This window comes from Pseudoflavonifractor sp. 524-17 (assembly GCF_009935845.1).
Taxonomy (GTDB): domain Bacteria; phylum Bacillota; class Clostridia; order Oscillospirales; family Oscillospiraceae; genus Pseudoflavonifractor_A.
Genome location: NZ_QWEK01000009.1, coordinates 75,972 through 94,441, shown reverse-complemented (window position 1 = coordinate 94,441; position 18,470 = coordinate 75,972). Strand labels below are relative to the sequence as shown.

The 18,470-nt window shown below is 62.4% G+C and carries 18 protein-coding genes; 6 read left to right on the top strand and 12 right to left on the bottom strand.

Annotated features, from left to right (window positions below; all coding sequences use genetic code 11):
• The first annotated feature begins 104 nt into the window (after nucleotides 1-104).
• On the top strand, nucleotides 105-1,244 hold the full coding sequence (locus D1159_RS03450) for a HAMP domain-containing sensor histidine kinase (RefSeq protein WP_243152090.1): 1,140 nt from the start codon (nucleotides 105-107) through the stop codon (nucleotides 1,242-1,244).
• A 66-nt stretch (nucleotides 1,245-1,310) separates the two neighbouring features.
• Here D1159_RS03450 and D1159_RS03445 read toward each other — a convergent pair whose 3' ends face one another.
• Nucleotides 1,311-2,678 carry a citrate/2-methylcitrate synthase gene (locus D1159_RS03445; RefSeq protein WP_161844302.1) on the bottom strand — a complete coding sequence of 456 codons (1,368 nt, stop codon included), beginning with the start codon at nucleotides 2,676-2,678 and terminating at the stop codon, nucleotides 1,311-1,313.
• Between the two features lie 198 nt (nucleotides 2,679-2,876).
• Between D1159_RS03445 and spoIID the strand changes: the two genes are divergently transcribed.
• Nucleotides 2,877-3,905 (top strand): stage II sporulation protein D, encoded by a 1,029-nt coding sequence (gene spoIID / locus D1159_RS03440; protein WP_161844301.1) that lies wholly within the window; start codon nucleotides 2,877-2,879, stop codon nucleotides 3,903-3,905.
• Nucleotides 3,906-3,992: 87 nt separating this feature from the next.
• On the top strand, nucleotides 3,993-5,393 hold the full coding sequence (locus D1159_RS03435) for an NAD(P)/FAD-dependent oxidoreductase (RefSeq protein ID WP_161844300.1): 1,401 nt from the start codon (nucleotides 3,993-3,995) through the stop codon (nucleotides 5,391-5,393).
• 79 nt (nucleotides 5,394-5,472) lie between these two features.
• On the opposite strand, the gene D1159_RS03430 is transcribed toward D1159_RS03435, so the two are convergent.
• The 4 genes from D1159_RS03430 to D1159_RS03415 all read right to left on the bottom strand — a co-directional run bounded on the left by D1159_RS03430 (nucleotide 5,473) and on the right by D1159_RS03415 (nucleotide 7,310).
• Nucleotides 5,473-6,066 carry a hypothetical protein gene (locus tag D1159_RS03430; RefSeq protein WP_161844299.1) on the bottom strand — a complete coding sequence of 198 codons (594 nt, stop codon included), beginning with the start codon at nucleotides 6,064-6,066 and terminating at the stop codon, nucleotides 5,473-5,475.
• Between the two features lie 93 nt (nucleotides 6,067-6,159).
• Entirely contained in the window at nucleotides 6,160-6,372 is a 213-nt protein-coding gene (locus D1159_RS03425; protein ID WP_161844298.1) for a hypothetical protein, read from the bottom strand.
• A 47-nt stretch (nucleotides 6,373-6,419) separates the two neighbouring features.
• On the bottom strand, nucleotides 6,420-6,953 hold the full coding sequence (locus D1159_RS03420) for a hypothetical protein (RefSeq protein ID WP_161844297.1): 534 nt from the start codon (nucleotides 6,951-6,953) through the stop codon (nucleotides 6,420-6,422).
• Between the two features lie 114 nt (nucleotides 6,954-7,067).
• On the bottom strand, nucleotides 7,068-7,310 hold the full coding sequence (locus D1159_RS03415) for a hypothetical protein (protein WP_161844296.1): 243 nt from the start codon (nucleotides 7,308-7,310) through the stop codon (nucleotides 7,068-7,070).
• Nucleotides 7,311-7,600: 290 nt separating this feature from the next.
• Between D1159_RS03415 and D1159_RS03410 the strand changes: the two genes are divergently transcribed.
• Nucleotides 7,601-7,876, top strand: coding sequence for a DUF6514 family protein (locus tag D1159_RS03410; RefSeq protein ID WP_161844295.1), 276 nt, complete (start codon nucleotides 7,601-7,603; stop codon nucleotides 7,874-7,876).
• 143 nt (nucleotides 7,877-8,019) lie between these two features.
• On the opposite strand, the gene D1159_RS03405 is transcribed toward D1159_RS03410, so the two are convergent.
• From D1159_RS03405 to D1159_RS03395, 3 genes are all read right to left on the bottom strand, one after another.
• Nucleotides 8,020-8,226, bottom strand: coding sequence for an Arc family DNA-binding protein (locus tag D1159_RS03405; RefSeq protein ID WP_161844294.1), 207 nt, complete (start codon nucleotides 8,224-8,226; stop codon nucleotides 8,020-8,022).
• A 19-nt stretch (nucleotides 8,227-8,245) separates the two neighbouring features.
• Nucleotides 8,246-9,181 carry an amino acid racemase gene (locus tag D1159_RS03400; protein ID WP_161844293.1) on the bottom strand — a complete coding sequence of 312 codons (936 nt, stop codon included), beginning with the start codon at nucleotides 9,179-9,181 and terminating at the stop codon, nucleotides 8,246-8,248.
• 159 nt (nucleotides 9,182-9,340) lie between these two features.
• Entirely contained in the window at nucleotides 9,341-9,556 is a 216-nt protein-coding gene (locus D1159_RS03395; RefSeq protein ID WP_161844292.1) for a helix-turn-helix transcriptional regulator, read from the bottom strand.
• 109 nt (nucleotides 9,557-9,665) lie between these two features.
• On the opposite strand from D1159_RS03395, the gene D1159_RS03390 reads away from it, so the two are divergent.
• Together D1159_RS03390 and D1159_RS03385 are read left to right on the top strand one after the other, a co-directional pair.
• A complete protein-coding gene (locus D1159_RS03390) occupies nucleotides 9,666-9,941 on the top strand; it encodes a helix-turn-helix transcriptional regulator (protein WP_161844291.1) in 276 nt (91 codons plus the stop codon).
• Nucleotides 9,938-10,204, top strand: a complete 267-nt coding sequence (locus D1159_RS03385; RefSeq protein ID WP_161844290.1) for a hypothetical protein — start codon at nucleotides 9,938-9,940, stop codon at nucleotides 10,202-10,204. The genes D1159_RS03390 and D1159_RS03385 overlap by 4 nt, the downstream gene beginning before the upstream one ends.
• A gap of 10 nt (nucleotides 10,205-10,214) precedes the next feature.
• Here the strand turns inward: D1159_RS03385 and D1159_RS03380 are convergent, their stop codons facing one another.
• The 4 genes from D1159_RS03380 to D1159_RS03365 form a co-directional block, all read right to left on the bottom strand.
• Nucleotides 10,215-11,423: an ATP-grasp domain-containing protein gene (locus D1159_RS03380; RefSeq protein WP_161844289.1), complete on the bottom strand. Its 1,209-nt coding sequence runs from the start codon at nucleotides 11,421-11,423 to the stop codon at nucleotides 10,215-10,217.
• Between the two features lie 37 nt (nucleotides 11,424-11,460).
• The gene (locus tag D1159_RS03375; RefSeq protein WP_161844288.1) at nucleotides 11,461-13,695 is read right to left on the bottom strand and encodes a bifunctional (p)ppGpp synthetase/guanosine-3',5'-bis(diphosphate) 3'-pyrophosphohydrolase; all 2,235 of its coding nucleotides are present in this window, start codon (nucleotides 13,693-13,695) and stop codon (nucleotides 11,461-11,463) included.
• A gap of 30 nt (nucleotides 13,696-13,725) precedes the next feature.
• Nucleotides 13,726-15,804, bottom strand: coding sequence for a single-stranded-DNA-specific exonuclease RecJ (recJ, locus tag D1159_RS03370; protein WP_161844287.1), 2,079 nt, complete (start codon nucleotides 15,802-15,804; stop codon nucleotides 13,726-13,728).
• 782 nt (nucleotides 15,805-16,586) lie between these two features.
• On the bottom strand, nucleotides 16,587-18,458 hold the full coding sequence (locus tag D1159_RS03365) for a glycoside hydrolase family 13 protein (RefSeq protein WP_161844286.1): 1,872 nt from the start codon (nucleotides 18,456-18,458) through the stop codon (nucleotides 16,587-16,589).
• Nucleotides 18,459-18,470: the final 12 nt, after the last annotated feature.

The following is an 18,470-nucleotide window of genomic DNA, read 5'->3' as shown; positions in this document are numbered from 1 at the left end:
CGCAAAGCAAGGACGGGCCGGCCCCCCTTGAAAAGACGGGGCCGGCCCTTTATAATAGGGACATATCCCGCATTTGGCCGTTTTCCGGCGGAAAGGGGACGTTTATGACGCAGCACCGTTATACCCGGCTGAAATTAAAAATGCTTCTCTTTGTGGTGGTGGGGGCGGTAGGCGCCAGCGCCGCCGGGCTGTTCATTCTGGAGTTTCTGGTGGACGGCCTGTTTCAGGACGCCTTCGCCCGGATCTTCCTCTGGGTGGCCTCCCACCTCTTCGGCCAGACCGCCGAGGTGGCCCTGGACGCCTATCAGCACTATGTGCGCAACTATAAAATGCTCTACATCATTCTGGGCCTTGTGCTGCTGATGCTGGCGGCGTTCTATCTGGCCATGGGCCGCTTCACCCGCTGGCTGGACCAGATCCGCTCCGCCACCCGGCAGGTGGCCGGCCAGTCCAGCAGGGAGATCTCCCTCCCCAAGGAGCTCAAGCCTCTGGAGGAGGATTTGCAGGACATCCGCCGGCAACTCCTGGCCCGGGACGCCGCCGCCAGGGAGAGCGAGCGGCGGCGGCAGGATCTCACCGCCTTTTTGGCCCATGACCTGAAAACCCCGCTCACCTCTGTCGTAGGCTATCTCACTCTGCTTCAGGACGATCCAAAGCTCACCGAGGCCCAGCGGGCCAAGTTCACTAACATCGCGCTGGACAAGGCCCAGCGTCTGGAGGAGCTGCTGGGGGAATTTTTTGACATCACCCGAATGGACCTGGGCATCAACCCCGGCGCGCTGGTGCCCATTCAGCTCACCGTCCTGCTGGAGCAGCTGGCTGACGAGTTTTATCCCATTTTCTCCGAAAAAGAGCTGGTGTGTCAGGTGGAAATCGAGCACCACCTAGTGGTGCTCGGCGACCCGGACAAACTTGTCCGGGTCTTTGACAACGTGCTGCGCAACGCTGTCAACTACTCCGCCCCCGGGGGGCAGATCCGCGTCTCCGCCCTGCGGGAGGGGGAAAACGTGGAGATCATCATCTCCAACCAGGGGCTGGAGATCCCCGAGGGGGAGCTGGCCAACATCTTTGAAAAATTCTACCGGCTGGACGCCGCCCGCTCCACCCGCACCGGCGGCGCCGGCCTGGGCCTGGCCATCGCCAAGGAGATCGTGGAGCACCACGGCGGCGCCATCCGGGCGGAGTCCAACGGCAGCTTTACCAGCTTTGTCATCTCCCTGCCCCTGTATTCCGGCGGAGGCTGACCTGCCCCTCAGAAAAAGCGGCCTGCGGAAACAGCGTTTCCGCAGGCCGGGCGTTCTCTATTCTCTCTATTGCCGCTGAGCCAGAGGAACGAAAGTGCGCATCGGCGCCACCGCCTTGTAGGCCGGGCGGATGATGCGGTTGGCCGTCCCGGCCACCTCCTCCAGCCGGTGGGCGCACCAGCCCACCATACGGGCCACGGCGAAGAGGGGGGTGTACAGCTCCTCCGGGATGCCCATCATCTTGTACACCAGGCCGGAGAACAGGTCCACGTTGGCGCACACCACCTTTTTCTCCCCCTTCACCTGGGCCAGCACCCCGGGGGTAAGGCGCTCCACCGCCTCGAAGAGGGCGAACTCCTCCTCCATGCCCTTGGTCTGGGCCAGCTCCCTGGCAAAGCGCTTGAGCAGCGCCGCCCGGGGGTCTGACAGGGTGTAGATGGCGTGGCCCATGCCGTAGATGAGCCCGGAGCCGTCCCCCGCCTCCTTTTTCAAAATACGGCCCAGGTAGTGCTTGACCTCCTCGTCGTCTCTCCAGTCCTTCACCCCCTCCTCAATAAAGCGGAACATCTCCATGACCTTCCGGTTGGCGCCGCCGTGGCGGGGGCCCTTCAGGGAGCCCACCGCCGCCGCGATGGCGGCGTACATATCCGTCCCCGAGGAGGAGAGCACCCGGCAGGTAAAGGCGGAGTTGTTGCCGCCGCCGTGTTCCGCGTGGAGCACCAGGCACAGGTCCAGCAGCTTGGCCTCCTGGTCGGTGAACTGGTTGTCATGGCGCACGGCGTAGAGGAAGTTCTCCGCCACCCCCAGCCCGGGCTGGGGCCGGTGGAGGTAGAGGCTTTCGTTGTCATAGTAGTGGCGCTTTACCGCGAAGGCGTGGGCCACAATCACCGGCACCCGGGCGATGAGCTCCACCGCCTGCCGCAGCTGGTTGGACAGGGACAGGTCGTCCGGATTGCTGTCGTAGGAGTACAGCGCCAGCACGCTGCGGGCCAGCTTATTCATCACATCGGGGCTGGGGGCCTTCAGAATCATGTCCTCGGTAAACATAGGGGGCAGGGTGTGGCTCTCCGACAGGATTTGCTTGAACTGCTCCAGCCGCTCCCGGCCGGGCAGGTCGCCGAAGAGCAGCAGATAGGCCGTCTCCTCAAAGCCGAAGCGGCCCTCCCGCACAAAGCCCTCAATGAGCTCCTCCACATTGATGCCCCGGTAGATCAGCTTGCCGTCGGCGGGGTAGCGCTCCCCGTCCTGGACGTAGTAGCCCAGCACGTTGCCCACCTGGGTCACCCCGGCCAGCACACCGGTGCCGTCCGCGTTGCGCAGGCCCCGCTTCACTCCCCACCGCTCGTAATACTCCGGGTCGATGTAGTTATGTCTCCGGTACTCCTCGCATAAACTCTCTACAAAGCGCCCAGCGCCCCACTGCGTATCCTGCATATTCCCAAACTCCCTCTCCCATTTTTTTCTTATCATTTTATCATACTAAAGTTTGGGCCGTCAACTATGCTTGCGCACAAATCAACGGCTTTTCGCCCCATATCCTTTGTATATTTCCTGATTCCCGCCCCGCCCATTTTGAATTTTAATCGGGTTTTCCTTGCAGTCCGCAACGATATCCCACGGGAGGTTTTACCGATGAAACAAGTGGTTGCCACGGCCCTCATTTTACTGCTGCTCCTGTTTTTGCTCCCCCTCTTTTTTTTGGACACCGGCTCCACCCAGGCCACGCCGGAGCCCCAGGCCACCCTCCCCCTGGACCGCACGGTCGTCTCCCCCTCTCCCACCCCGGTCCCTGCCGGCCCCCTGGACCAGGAGCGGCAGATCCAGGTCCAGCTGCCGGACGGCACGGTGCGCGCCATGAACATGGGGGACTATCTGTGGTGCGTCGTGGCCGCCGAGATGCCCGCTTCCTTTGAGCTGGAAGCCCTCAAGGCCCAGGCGGTGGCCGCCCGGACCTACGCCGCCCGGAAGATGGACCGGGCCACCGCCGCCCACCCGGACGCCAACGTCTGCACCGACCACACCTGCTGCCAGGCCTACATCACTCCAGAGCAGGCCGCCGCCAACTGGGGGGAGCAGGCCCCGGCCTACACCGTGAAGGTCCAGACCGCCGTGGCCGGCACCGACGGCGTGGTGGCCCAGTACGGCGGACAGCTCATAGACGCGGTCTTCTTCTCCTCCGCCGCCGGGCGGACGGTGGACGCGGTGGAGGTATGGGGCAACGCGGTGCCCTATCTCACCAGCGTAGACAGCCCCGAGGGGGAGGGTGTGCCCAACTACCACTCCACCGTCACCCTCACCGCCCGGGAATTCAAGGACAAGTTCCTCTCCGCCTACCCCGACGCCCAGCTGGAGGGAGACCCCGCCTCCTGGCTGGGGGAGCGCACCCCCAACTCCGCCGGCGGGGTGGGCACCCTCACCGTCGGCGGCGTGACCGTTGGCGGGGGGAAGCTGCGCGCCCTCTTCGGCCTGCGCTCGGCCAATTTTACGCTCTCCTATGCCGGCGATACCTTTACCTTCTCCGTCACCGGCTACGGCCACGGGGTGGGCATGAGCCAGTACGGCGCCAACACCCTGGCCCAGCAGGGCCAGACCTATGACGAAATTTTGAAGTGGTACTACACCGGCATTGACCTCACCCCCGCCCCCGCCGGGGACGAATAGATTTGTAATCGCGCAGGCCTTCTGGTATACTGTCAGAGGAAGCCGGCGTGAGCCGTCCCCAAATACGACGAAAAGTGAGAGATTACCATGAACACACGCTGTGATGTGGCTATTCTGGGCTGCGGCGAGGCGGGCATCTTCGCCGGGTATGAGCTCATGGGCCAGAATCCCTCCCTCAAGGTGGTCACTTTGGACCAGGGGGCCGACATTTACACCCGCAGCTGCCCGATTGTAGCGGGGAAGGTCAAGGAATGCGTTCACTGCAATATCTGCGATACCATGTGCGGCTTCGGCGGCGCTGGGGCCTTTTCCGACGGAAAATATAACTTTACCACCGCTTTCGGCGGCTGGCTCACCGACTTTATGGACAGCCGGGAGGTCATGGACCTCATCGACTATGTGGACTCCATCAACGTCCGCCACGGCGCCACTACCCAGGTCTTCTCCACCGCCACGCCGGAGGCCAAGGCGTTGGAAAAGCGGGCGCTGGAGTATGATCTCCACCTCCTCCAGGCCCGCTGCAAGCACCTGGGCACGGAGAACAACTTAAAAATTCTCCAGAGCATCTATGAAACCATGAAGGACCGGATTGACTTCCGCTTCCGCACCCAGGTCACCCGCATTGAGCGCCGCGGGGAGGAGGGCTACCGCCTTATCACCGCCGGAGGGGACGGGGTGGACTGCGCCTGGCTCATCGCCGCCCCCGGCCGCTCCGGGGCGGAGTGGTTCGCCAACCAGTGCAAGGACCTGGGCCTGGACCTGATTAACAACCAGGTGGACATCGGCGTGCGGGTGGAGCTCCCCGCCAAGGTCTTTGAGCACATCACCGACGTAGTGTACGAGTCCAAGCTGGTCTACCGCACCAAGGGGTATGGGGACCAGGTGCGCACCTTCTGCATGAATCCCTACGGCCATGTGGTGGCGGAGAATGTGGAGGGGATCAACACCGTCAATGGCCACTCCTACTCCGACCCCAGCCTGCGCAGCGAGAACACTAATTTCGCCTTATTGGTGTCCAACCGGTTCACCCAGCCCTTTAACGAGCCCTACCGCTACGGCAAGCACATCGCCTCCCTGTCCAATATGCTGGCCGGGGGGGTGCTGGTGCAGCGGTTCGGGGATCTGGTGGGGGGACGGCGCTCCAATGCCCACCGGATGAGCAAGTCCTTTGTCCGCCCCACCCTCACCGCCGCCGTCCCCGGGGACCTGTCCCTGGCCCTGCCCAAGCGGCAGCTGGACAACATCATCGAGATGATCTACCAGCTGGACAAGATCGCCCCCGGCACTGCCAACTACGACACCCTCCTCTACGGCGCGGAGGTGAAGTTTTACTCCTCCCGCCTGGCCCTGTCCAGCGAGCTGGAGACCGCCCTCCCCCGCTTCTTCGCCATCGGCGACGGCGCCGGCGTCACCCGGGGCCTGGCCCAGGCCGGCGCCTCCGGCGTCAAGGCCGCCCGGGTCATCGCCCAGCGCCTGGCCCAGGCTTAAGAAATTGCAAACGTGCCGCCCGGCAACCGCCGGACGGCACGTTTTTGACGGACGCCATGACGATAGGGAACTCCTCCCGTCACAATACAAGCGCCTCTTTGGAGACGTAGATAACATCGGTTTGGCACTTCTCATCTTCAACGCCAAAGGGCAGCGGCGCGCGGTTCAGGGGCAGCCAGATACCCCAAATCCCCCGCCGGGCCTTTGGATACCGAAGCAGTCCAAAGAAATCCACTTCCTCACGCCCCATTCCCTCCACAAACTGAAAGCTGATGGTCACGACCTGCCGGTCCGCTTTGGGGGAAATCGCAATCTCATAGCCACAGCCATTCCCCTTTTGCGGAGCCTCCAATACGGTCTCCCGCCGTGTCTTTTTGCCGGAGGGGAAGGTGATGTCCTGGGTCATGACCTCGCTGCCGGAAATCACAGAGCAGTTTTGATTCAACCCGGCGTACACCGACACACGCCGCCCAATTCCCCCCATTTCCCCCGGGATAACTTCCAGCCGGAGCACCGCGCAGTACCGGCGCAGCCCCTCTGACACGCCCAAATCCGTGATTTCCCCGGACCAGCGGTACCACGTCCCGGCAGGTCGGGGGTACAGCGCCAGGACAGCCCCTGTCACTGCCAGCAAAAGGGCCAGGGCGGGGAAAGCCAAGCGGCGCCTCCTCATCTCAATCCCTCCTTGGGAACGCCCAAAACACACCGACGGCAATCAGGACGACATTCCCCAGCGGGCAGCACCAAAAGCCCTTTTCGCTTCGGCTCACTGGCTCCCTCCCTTTTTCCGCTTCAGCCGCCGGCGCAGGCGGCGCCAGAGGGTGTCCGGCTCGTATCCCTTGGCGGCCCGGAAGGCGGCCTCCGCCGCTGCGGCCCGCCGCAGGCAGTCCCGCTCCTCCCGGCCCATGTAGGACGCGGTCCCCTTGGCGGCCAGCTCAATCTCCCGCTCTATCATCTTGTTGGGCTTTAATGGAACCATAAATAATACCCTCCTTGCCAATCTGCAGATGGGCGGGGCGGCGCCTGTCAGCAGTACAGCGCCCGCAGCAGGCTCAAAAACCGCTCTGACTCCGCCCTCGCCGGTTTATTGTCCAGCCCGCTGAAGTACAGCGGCAGTTTCTCTTTGCGCTCTACGCAGATCCAGCCCTTTTTGTCCGCGGAAAAGCCCGCGATCTCCTCCCTAGGCGTAAATTTCGTGCCCACTGAGTTGTGCAAAATTCCCTTGTCACAGGCCAGCAGTCCCTTTGTCGCCTCCCCCTTCACCCTGTCCGCCGTGACAAAGTACGTCACGCCGCTCTGGGCGACGGCCTCCTCGCACCCTGACTTCCGCAGCAGCTTCCCCACCATCTCATACATAATCACCCGCTGGGCCTCATCCGTAGGCGTGCGGAAATAGGTAAGCGGCAGGTCCGTATATTCTCCCAGAATCGTCTTGAAAGCGGGGTCACAGCTGTCCTGCTCCAGGGCAAACCGCACCAGTCCGCTGTGCGCCACATACTTGATCAGGTACGCGCGCTTCTTTGTGTACTCTTCCTCCTCTAAGTCACGAAAGAATCCCATCTGCGCCATCTCCTTTTGCCGCTGAGTCCTGGTCTTCGGGCATACGCCCCGGGCGGCTTTTCTTATCTCTATTGTACAATAAAGCCTCAAAAAAAGCAACTAGATCCGTCATTTTTATGTATCCAGCCGGCGCAGCATGTCCTCCAGCAGCAGAGCGCCGGCGAGGCCGGCGGCCAGGGGGACCAGGGCCAGGGTGGTGAGCTCGGCGGCGTAGCTCTGCAGCAGGGCCAGATGCCGGTGGGACGCGTCCGCCCACACCTGGACCACCAGCGCCGCCGTAAGCGTCAGGCCGCTCAGCCGGCTGCCGAAGCATAGCACCGCCCTGGAGAGCGGGCGCAGGTAAAACTTGTCTGACATAAAAGCCTCCTAACCGGATCTGTTGTCTGTACGCTCTAGACTATAGCAGACCGGCTTTTTCGGGACAAGGCACAAAAAATACCACCCCGGGGACAAAATCGTTCGACCCGCTTCAGCAAAATTTCCTGTTTTTCGTGTCTCTTCCCTGTAAAAACCGAAAATTCTTCCTGTCTTCCTGTCGACTTGTGTAGAATCATTGCGGTTTCTGTCGGCAGAAAATTCTTTCCTGTCTCCCCCAAATCAATTATAATAGGCCACGAGATCTGAATCTTAAGGAGGAGATCTGAACTATGAAGGAGTTGTACGTCGGGCGGCAGGAGGAGCGGGATGAAATTGGCCAGCTCCACCGCTTTGATTACTATATCCTGGTGGACCAGATGGACATCGAGGGTGCCTTTGCCTGTGAGAGCTATGGGATTAAAATTACCGCGCTGGAGAAAAGCGAATCGATTCAGATCCCCCATATCACCACAGACATAAAACGCATCGGCGATTTGGCCTCATGTCTGCTCCGCAATACGGTCACCCCGTCCACACTGAAAGATGTGGTTCTGGATTGGCTGTAGCGCCGGTTTTTGTTCACCAGCAGATATAGCGGTACACTCCGGCGGGGAGCTGGAGCGCTCAGCTCCCCGCCCTGTGCGCCCCTTTCGATCTCTTCCGCCCACCCCCGCCTAAAAAAGCCGGACGCGTCAGCGTCCGGCTTTTCTCATATTCCTTTCTGCCGGGAGCGGGGGACAAAGCCGTCGTCAAACAAAATCGGACCGTTGGCCTTTTCCCATGCCTCAATATGCCGGAGAATGAGCTGCTCGATCTCTTTGTTGGCGGACCGGCCGGAGCGATCGGCGATGTATTTCAGCTTATCCATAACCTCCGTTGGAATGCGAAGCGCGTAGTGGGGCAGCTTTGACGGCATACCAGAACCCTCCTGTCAATCACACCAGCCGCAGGGGGTAGCCGCAGGCGGAAATCGCCCGCTGGGCCAGCACGTCCATGGCGTCCAGGTAGTACTCCGGCAGGCCGTGCCACGCCCGGTACACCGACAGCTCCGTACAGCCCAGCACCGCCCCGTCGCAGTTCAGCTTCGTGCGCAGGCAGCGGTCGATCTCGGCGAACTTCTCCCGGGACCCCTTCTCCCCCCGCTTGATCTCGTCGTAGATGATGGACATCACCAGGGCCTGGACGGACTTGGGCAGCGGGGGGCACTCCAGCCCCGCTGCCTCGCACTCCTTTTGATAGATCCCCGTGCCCACCGTGCCGTCGGTGGCCAGAATGCCCACCCGCTTCCGGCCCGATTTGGCCAGCACCCCCACGGTCTCCCGCACCATATGGACCAGCTTCAGCTCCGGCACGTCCCCCTGGAGCCGGTCGGCAAAGTAATGGGAGGTGTTGCAGGGGATGGCCAGCACCGTGCAGCCCCCCTCCGCCAGCAGCCCGGCCCCGAACCGCAGCCGCTGGTAGCAGGCCTCCGCGTCCCCGCCCAAAATCGCGGTGGTCCGGTCCGGCATCTTGGTGTCGCTGAAAATCAGCGTGGGCACGTGGGCCTGATCCGTGGCCGCGTCCGTCATGTCCAAAATCCGCTGGTAAAAAATCTGGGTGGCCTGGGGGCCCATGCCGCCCAGGATGCCCAAACGGGCTTCTTTTTTCTCCGCCATTGCTCCCTCCATCCGGTCTGTCCGCCCAAGCAGATAGTCCGCGCTCACCTGAAAATAGTCCGCCATGGCCGCAATGGTGGGGGCCATGGGCTCTCTCTGGTCGCCCTCATACCGGCGATAGGTGGTAACTGCAAGTCCAAGGGCCTCCGCTACCACCTCTTGTCTTATTTTTCGTTGACGGCGAATTGTTTTCAGACGCTGCGCCAAAATTTTCATGCGATTCTCCTTGACAACCTTGACTCAACTCATTATACTATAAATCACCATACGGCGCTACTATTTAGAGTTAAAATAAAAAATAGTCTTAAATCTGTCTGTACGGAACATTATAAGATGGCAATAAGGGAGGTAATTCACCGTGAACATGAACCCCAGTCAACGCCGGGCCGGGTCATCGCTCCGTCCCACCAGGTAGTCCAGGGAAACATCAAAGTAATCCGCAAGGGCGATGAGAACAGAGGCCGTTGGCTCGCTTTTCCCATACTCATAAAATTGATACATCGCCTCAGAGACACCGGCCGCTTTCGCCGCTTGCACCTGTGTTGCCTTTTTCTGTTTCCGCGCGCGCCGGAAGGCTTCGTTTAACTGCATGATGCAATGCCTCCAATTTTATTTGAACAGGATGTTGACGCCTAAGAAATTATGTGTTACTATCAGAATAGCCTAATTTATTAGGTTATGCCGTGAAAGAGAGGAGCAAATGAATCTGATGCTGCGGGCGGCCCGCAAACAGTCCGACAAGACGCAGGCTCAGGTCGCCAAGGAAGCAAATATCAGCAAGGCACAGTACCAGAATATTGAATACGGCAAAAGCGAACCCGGCGTCCTGACCGCAATTCGGATCGCGGACGCGCTGGGAGTGGAGAACCCAAAAGGATTGTTCACCCCCCACCCCCGCCCGTCAGGGGAGAAACCGAAATCAAATTCCCTTCCAAAACCATCTGTAAGGCAACACAAAGGAGGCAATTTACCATGAACATGAAAGCAATCTTACGCGACTTGTTTTCCCAAATCTACGCTGCCGCCCAGAACCACCTTGAGGAGGACGATGAATCTGAGGAGTACCGCCAGGACCAGCGCACCCACCGCGCCTGGCTGGAGGAGCACCTTACCCCCGAGGGCCTGGAGCATCTGAACGGCTACATTACCTCCCGCGCATACGCGGACTCATTGCGGGAGGATCAGCTCATCGCCGTGGCCCTGCGCGCCGGCCTCTCCCTGGGCTGTCTGGCGCTGTAAATCCAAGTTCTTAGTTGGCCTTCTCCATAGAGCTGGCGTAGCGCCTTTTATACCGCCACTGGTCCTTGAGGACGCGCAGCTTGTGGATCAGGTTTTTGTCCGCCCTGTAAAACAGGGGGTTCACCGCCGCCCCCTGCTGGATCAGGGTCTTCATCTCCTGGTGGAATTTAGCGGGGATATAGTCATAGGCCACGCTCTGGGGGATGACCCGCCACAGGTGGCGGTTTTTGGTCACCACCAGCGCGCCCGGTTTGTGCTCGATCCGGTCCTCCACCAGCCAGCGGGCCAGGTTATACCCCGCGCCGGTGACATAGTAATTGCTCCGGCCCTGGCGGGTGTTGATCTCAAAGACCTTGAATTTCCCGTCCCGCTGGTCATACTTTACGTCGAAGTTGGAGAAGCCGGTGTAGCCGATGTCCTCCAGAAAGTGCCGCAGCTTGCCGCACAGCTCTGGCTCGTGCTCGGTGATGATGACGGCGTGGTTGCCGATGCCGTGGCGGGTGTGTTCCTCCAGCAGCACGTGGCCCACGCACATCAGGCGGACCCTGCCGTCCTCCCCGGAGTAGTTTGTCACCACCCGCATGAAGCTGTCGTCCCCGGGGATAAAGTCCTGGATGATCAGGGAGTCCTGGTAGCCGTGGGCGTAGATCTCGTCTACCACCCGGTCTACCTCCTCCCGGGTCTGGAGGACGTAGGCCTTTTTCTGGGTATCGAAGGGGTGGTCCCAATAGGTGGCGGACTCTGCGGGCTTTACCACAAAGGGCCCGTCAAAGGGGAGCTTGAAGTCGTGCCCCATGCCCTTTTTGTACACAAAGGTGGCGGGGTGGTCAATGCCGTACTGGTCGCACAGGGCGTAAAACCGCTCCTTGTGGATGAGCTGCTCCATCCGCTCCAGGCTGATATAGGGGGCGATGACATTTTTGGGGAAACGGGGCAGGTTGCAGGCGATGGAGGTGAGGTAGTTATCCCCGCAGCCCAGCACGATCACCTTCCGGTCGGAAAATTCCGCCGCTGTCTTCTTCACATTGTCCAGCACCACCTGGGGATCGTCGTTGTTGGGGCACACCCGGTAGTCGATGATGCCGCTGCCCACGCAGGGGCCGGAGGGGTACATGCCATAGGCCACGGTCTTTACGCCATAAGCCTCGTGAAAGGCCCGGGCCATGCTGTATACGTTGATGTCCGCCCCCAGCAGCAGGGGGACAAAGCGGTTTTCCATGTCAATTACGCCTCCATGGCAAAAAGTTTAGGGATGATTAGCCGGTGGTCCGCTTGACCTGATAGACGCTCTGGATCTGGTTGAGCTTGTTGATCACCGAGGCCAGCTGTTCCTGGTTCTTGACCTCCAGCACGATGGAGACAAAGGCGTGTCCGTCGGGGAGGGCCCGGGAGTTGAGGGTATTCACCTTCACCTTTGCGGTGGACAGGGCCATGGCCACGTCCAGGGTCAGGCCGTCCCGGTCCTTGGCGGACAGGTCCAGCGCGGTCTTGTAGGTGGCCTGCTCTCCGGCGGCCCAGCTCACCTTCACCCACCGGCCGGCCTCCTCGGGCCGGCGTTTTTCCGGCATACAGTTGGGGCAGTCCGCCCGGTGGACCGACACGCCGAACCCCCGGGTGATAAAGCCCACCACCTCGTCCCCAGGCACCGGGGTGCAGCACTTGGCGAATTTGATCAGGCAGTTGTCCAGCCCCTCCACAATAATGCCGGAGTCGGAGAATCTGGGCACCTTTTCCGGCTCTCTGGCCGGATCTTTTTTTACCGCGGGGTGGAGGGACTCCTGCTCCCCCGCCGCCCGGGCGGCGGCCAGCCGCTCGGCCTGGAGGCGGCTGAGCCGGGCCAGCTCATCTTTGATGCGCACCACCGCCTTCTGGGCGGTCATGCCGCCGTAGCCGATGGCGGCGTACAGCTCATCCAGGCTGTTGAAGCGCACCTTCTTCAGCACGTGGGGCAGCACGTCCTCCTGGGTAATCACCGCCAGGGACAGGCCCATGTGCTTCAGCTCCGACTCGAAAGCGGAGCGGCCGGTGGCGATGTTCTCCTCCCGGCGCTCCCGCTTGAACCACTGGCGGATTTTGTTGCGGGCCTCGTTGGATTTACAGATTTTCATCCAGTCCCGGCTGGGGCCGTGGGCGGACTTGGAGGTGATGATCTCCACAATCTGCCCGTTTTGCAGGTGTACGTCAAAGGGCACCATGCGCCCGTTGACCCGGGCGCCGGTCATGGTGTTGCCCACCGCGGAGTGGATGGAGTAGGCGAAGTCGATGGGGGTGGCCCCCGCCGGCAGGTTGATAATATCCCCATTCGGCGTGAAGACGAAGACCTCGTCCGCGAACAGGTCTACCCGCATGGAGCGGAGAAATTCCTCGGCGTCGGTGTCCTGCTGGGCCTCCAGCAGCTTTCGCACCCACTCGAAGGCGGTCTCGCTGCCCAGGGCGGTGTTGGCCATGCCCTGCTTGTACTTCCAGTGGGCGGCGATGCCGTACTCCGCCGTATGGTGCATATTCCAGGTGCGGATCTGCACCTCAAAGGGCAGGCCCTCCCGGCCGATGACCGTGGTGTGGAGGGACTGGTACATATTGGGCTTCGGGGTGCCGATATAGTCCTTGAACCGGCCCAGCACCGGCTTGAACATATCGTGGACGCAGCCCAGCACCTTATAGCAGTCGTTCATGTCGTCCACAATCACCCGGAAAGCATACAGGTCAAAGATCTCGTCCATGGTCTTGTTCTGGCCGTACATTTTGCGGTAAATAGAGTAGGCGTGCTTAATGCGGCCGTATACCGTGGCCTTGATGTGCTCCTCCGCCAGCCGGTCCTCAATCCGCTTCTGGATGGAGGCCATGAACTCCTCATGGGCGGCGGCCCGGGCCGCCAGCTCCTCGGAGATCTCCTTGTACCCCACCGGGTCCAGGTACTGCAAAGAGGTATCCTCCAGCTCCCACTTCACCCGCTGCATTCCCAGCCGGTGGGCGATGGGGGCGTAGATCTCCATGGTCTCCAGGGCTTTCTCCCGCTGCTTCCTGGGGGACTGGTACTGCATGGTACGCATATTGTGTACCCGGTCGCAGATTTTAATCAGGATCACCCGGATGTCCTTGGCCATGGCCATGAGCATCTTGCGCAGGTTCTCCATCTGCTCCTCTTCCTTGGAGATATACTTCACCTGGGTCAGCTTGGTCACGCCGTCCACCAGATCCGCCACGCTCTTTCCAAAGAGCTTGGCCACGTCGTCATAGGTGGCGCTGGTGTCCTCCACCGTGTCGTGGAGCAGCGCCGCCATAATGGAGTCGGTGTCCAGCTCCAGGTCCGCGGCGATCTCCGCCACCGCCAGGGGGTGGGTGATATAGGGGGAGCCGTCCTTGCGCTTCTGGGTGGAGTGGGCGTTGTCCGCGTAGGAAAAGGCCTCGTACAGCCGCTTGGTGTCCAGCCGGGGGTTATAGAGCTTTATTTTATCCTCAAGCGCCTGGTAGCGCTCCAAAATTGGATCCATACACTCACCACATTTCCGAAAATAGGGTGCCTACGCCCCGCTCTCCCCGGACAGGGCGCGCAGGCGGCGCAGAATATCCGACTGTTCCAGGTCCACCTTGCCCTCCACCGGCTGGAGGGCGATGTGCAGGCAGTCCTGCCGCCGCTCCAGGGAGATGAGGCCCCGCTCGTCAAAGACCTCCAGGCACACCAGCGTGCGGGACAGGGGGGCCCGGCGGCCGAAATTCCGGGACAGATTGCGGGTCAGCTTCCGGGGGCTCTCCTCCACCGGGCCGGGTGCCGCCCTTCCCTTGAGGTAGCGCCACACCATCACGAACTCCTCCCGGCTGGGCAGCAGGGCGGCCGCCTCCTGGGGGCTGAGCGCCTCCCCCCGGAGATAGCGCTCATATAACGCCTGCTCGCTCTGGGCCCGGGTGAGGGCAGGCCGTAAATCCTCGATCTGGAGCTGGACAGACCGCCAGCCCCGGAATTCATTGATCTGGGGGCAGAAGGCCGCATCCACCCGGTCCCCAACGCACACACCGGTCTCCGCCGCGCTGGCCGCAAAGAAAATAGCGTCGTACAGCCGTCCCCCCGCCGCCAGGCGCAGCTTCAGGTGCCGTCCGCCCCCCACCTCCTGCACTGCCGCCACTGTGCAGCTCTGTAACAGGAAGACGGGCTTTGGGTTCCCCGTGCCGTAGGGCTCCAGCAGATCCATGGCCTCCACCGCCTCCAGGGTGAGCACGCCGGGGTCCTCGATCTCCGCGTCCATCTCCAGCACGGAGATCATCTCTTCCCCGCCGGTGCGCTGGCAGACCAGCTGGTTCATCCGCCGGCGGAAGGCGGGGATGTTTTCCTCCAGAATGGTGAACCCGGCGGCCAGCTCGTGGCCGCCGAAGCCCTCCAGCAGGCCGGCGCACTGCTCCAGGGCGGCAAAGAGGTTAAAGCCCCCGAAGGACCGGCAGGAGCCCTTGCCGTGTCCGTCCTGAAGGCAGATCATAAAGGCAGGGCAGGCGTATTTTTCCGTCATCCGGGAGGCCACAATGCCCACCACCCCCTGGTGCCAGCCCGCCCCCGCCAGGACCAGGGCCTTTTGCTCCTCAGGCGGCGCGGCCTCCGCCAGGGCGATGCTCTGGGCAAAAATATCCGCCTCAATGGCCTGCCGCTCCCGGTTCAGACCGCACAGCAGCCGGGCCAGCTCCTCCCCCCGGGCGGGATCGCCGGTGAGCAGCAGCTCCACCGCCACCTGGGCGCAGCCCATTCGTCCCGCGGCGTTGATCCGCGGGGCCAGCGTGTAGCCGACGGCGGCGGAGGTGATGGGCCTGTCTGACAACCCGGACTCCCGCAGCAGCGCCGCCAGGCCGGGCCGCCGGCTGTGCCGGATGGCGCTCAGGCCCATGGCCACCAGCGCCCGGTTTTCCCCGGTCAGATTCATCACGTCGGCCACCGTGCCGATGGCCGCCAGATCCATATACTCCGCCCGCAGCCGCTCCCGCTCCGCCGGCCCGCCCAGGGCCAGCACCAGCTTCAGGGCCACCCCCACCCCCGCCAGGTACTTGAAGGGATAGGGGCAGTCGCCGCGGCAGGGATCCACCACCGCCGCCGCCGCAGGAATGTCCTCCTTGCACTCGTGGTGGTCGGTGATCACCAGGTCCATGCCCAGACTGGCGGCGTAGGCGGTCTCCTCCACCGCGGTGATGCCGCAGTCCACGGTTACGATCAGCGTCACGCCCTGGGCATGGAGCACATCCAGCGCCCCCAGGCTCACCCCGTAGCCCTCCTCCATCCGGTCCGGGATGTAGGGCACCACCTTGGCCCCCTGGCTGAGGAGATAGTGGGTGAGCACGCAGGTGGAGGTAATCCCGTCCACGTCATAGTCCCCATAGACCGCGATGGCCTCTCCCTCCGCCAGGGCCCGTCTGATCCGCGCCGCCGCCCGGTCCATGTCCTTCAGGCGCATGGGGTCGCCGAAGCGCTCCCGCCCGCTGGACAGAAAGACCCGGGCCTCCTCCGGCTCCGTAATGCCCCGGGCCGACAGAACCAGCGCCGGCAGGTAGGGAATCCCCCCCCGCTCCAGCGCCGCCAGCGCCGCTGGATTGCCGGCGGGCCGGCGCCACTGCTGATATTTCATTCCGCCCGCCTCCCCTCCGGCACAAGCAGCTCAATCAAAATTACCTTTTATTATAGCAAATTCCATGCCGTCTTGCAAGTCTGGCAATCTCACATCGCTGATCTATAATATAAGGCAGCAAATCCGCCTTGGGGGGATGCGTTTATGGCCTATCCCTATCTGTACCACGGCGTTCTGTGCGCCAAGCAGGACAAATGCACCCCCTCCATCCCTCTGGACCGGGCCAGAATCTGGCTGGATTTTAACAAAATCTGCGCCAGCGGCCCCGCGTTGATTTCACCGGCGCAAAAACGGCGCGGCAGATTGCCGCGCCGTTTTTGTAAAAATTTGCTTGAAACTTGTACAAGAGTGTGGTATAGTAAGGGTACGAGGCAAATAAAAGGCAGGACGAGAGGTGTCACACCACCCCTCGCCCCTATGCGGGAGAAACACCCTCCCACACAACAGCATTGCTGCGCCAGCCCTATTATATCTCAAATGAAGCCCCTTTACAAGAGGCGGATTGAGATTTTCCGGGTTTGTGTCTTAGATAAATGCGGTGTGGGCTATGTGAGTTATGTCATATCCTGCACCGTCTTTGTTTGTCTCGGCGGGAACCCCTGGGGGGTGGGCGATTCAGATCTCAACCTTGGTGATTTTTTCACCTCCTTAACCTCCCACCTCCCGGGGCAGAACCGCTGAGCGCGTCAACAACCAGATTGGTACAGCTTCTAGGTCCTATTGAATAACAAAAGCCTGCCGGAAACACGTTTCCAGCGGGCTTTTGTTATGTGTTTCTGTATTCAATCTTCCCGCCGCAGCTTCAGCGGCGCCAGCAGACGGCCGCTCATGGGGGGCAGATGGGCGGTGAGCGCCCGGCTGCCGGGGCGGGGGAACACTTCCCCGGTGAGCACGTCCCGGGCGGGCCAGGGGAGGGCCAGCTGCGCCTCTTCCGCCCCGGCGTTGGCCGCGGCCAGCACCGCGTCCGCCCCGCTCCCACGCCAGAAGGCCAGCACCCGGCCCTGGGCGGTGTGGTAGGAGATCTCCCCCCGGCGCAGGGCCGCGTACCGGTGCCGGGCCCCGGCCAGGGCGGCAAACCACTCTGTCAGGGCGTGGTCCTCCTCCCCCCAGGGGAAGGTGCGGCGGTTGAAGGGGTCCTCAAAACCCTCCATCCCCGCCTCGTCCCCGTAGTACACCGTGGGGGAGCCGGGGAAGGCGAAGAGGATCAGCGCCCCCAGCTTGAGCAGCGTCTTGCCCCGCCGGAGCTGCTCCTGCGTCATGCGGTACTCCGCCCGCCAGGACTTGGGCTGGTCCATACAGGCCGAGCCCACCCCCAGCAGGGTGAGGATGCGGGGGGTGTCGTGGGTGCCCAGGGCGTTCATGGCGCTGGTGTAGGCGAAGGGCGGGTAGTTGGCCCGCAGCTCCTCCATGGCCTCTTGAAAATGCCGGGCGTCTCCCCCCTGCAAAAAGGCCAGCACCGCGTTGCGGAAGGGGTAGTTCATCAGCCCGTCGCAGTGTTTTCCCCAGATGTGGTGCCGCCGCACGCCGTAGGCCACCTTATTGGAGCCGTCCTCCCACACCTCGCCGATGACAATGCCCTCCGGCTTGGTCTCCCGCACCGCCTGGTGGACGGCGTGGACAAAGGCGTCCGGCAGCTCGTCGGCCACGTCCAGCCGCCAGCCGTCCGCCCCCGCGCGCAGCCAGCGGCGGATGATGCTGTTCTCTCCCCGGATGATGTAGTCCATATAGGTGGGGTCGCTCTCGTTCACCGCAGGCAGGGAGTAGATGCCCCACCAGCTGTCGTACTGTCCGGGCCACTGGTGGAAGCTGTACCACCGCCAGAAGGGGCTGTCCTGGGACTGGGCCGCCCCCGGGACGCCGGTGTGATAGCTGCCGTCCCCGTTAAAGTACCGGCTGACGAAGCCGGTATGGTTGAACACCCCGTCCAGCACAATGCGCATTCCCAGGTCATGGGCCTGCCGGCACAGGGCGCGGAAGTCCTCCTCATCCCCCAGCATGGGGTCGATTTTCTCATAGTCCCCGGTGCCGTAGCGGTGGTTCTCCGGTCCCTCAAAGATGGGGCAGAAGTAGAGGGTATCCACCCCCAGCCCGCGGAGATAGGGCAGCTTTTCCCGCACCCCCGCCAGACTGCCGCCGAAGAAGTCCCGGTTGCGCACCTCGCCGTTAGAGTCGGGGCGGTACTCCGGCTCCTCCCGCCAGCCGGCGTGGACGCTCCGCCCCCCCACCATTCCGGCGGGGTCGGGCGTCCGCAGCCGGTGGAACCGGTCGGGGAAGATCTGATAGGTCACCCCTTCGCCGAACCAGCCGGGCACCTCCTCGCTGCCGTCGTAGACGGTGAGCTGGTACTCTCCCAGCTCGGCGCAGGCTCCGTCCAGCCGCTCCAGCCGGATGGAGTACCACACCAGGCCCACATAATCCCCCGTCTCCAGCACGCCGGAGAAGCGGTCCTTCGCCCCCTCGAACCCCTGCCACAGCAGGGGGCAGTCCACCGTTTGGTTCTCCCGCCCCTCAAACCGGGCGGTGAGCACCGCCCGGGAGAATCCCAGGGCACGGCGGGGCCGGACCTGGAAGGTCACCGCCGTCCCCGACGGAACCGCCCCATAGGGCGACTTGAACGCGGTCTGTTTCGGGTCAAAAATCTGGGGGTCCTTCATTCTCTCTCACCC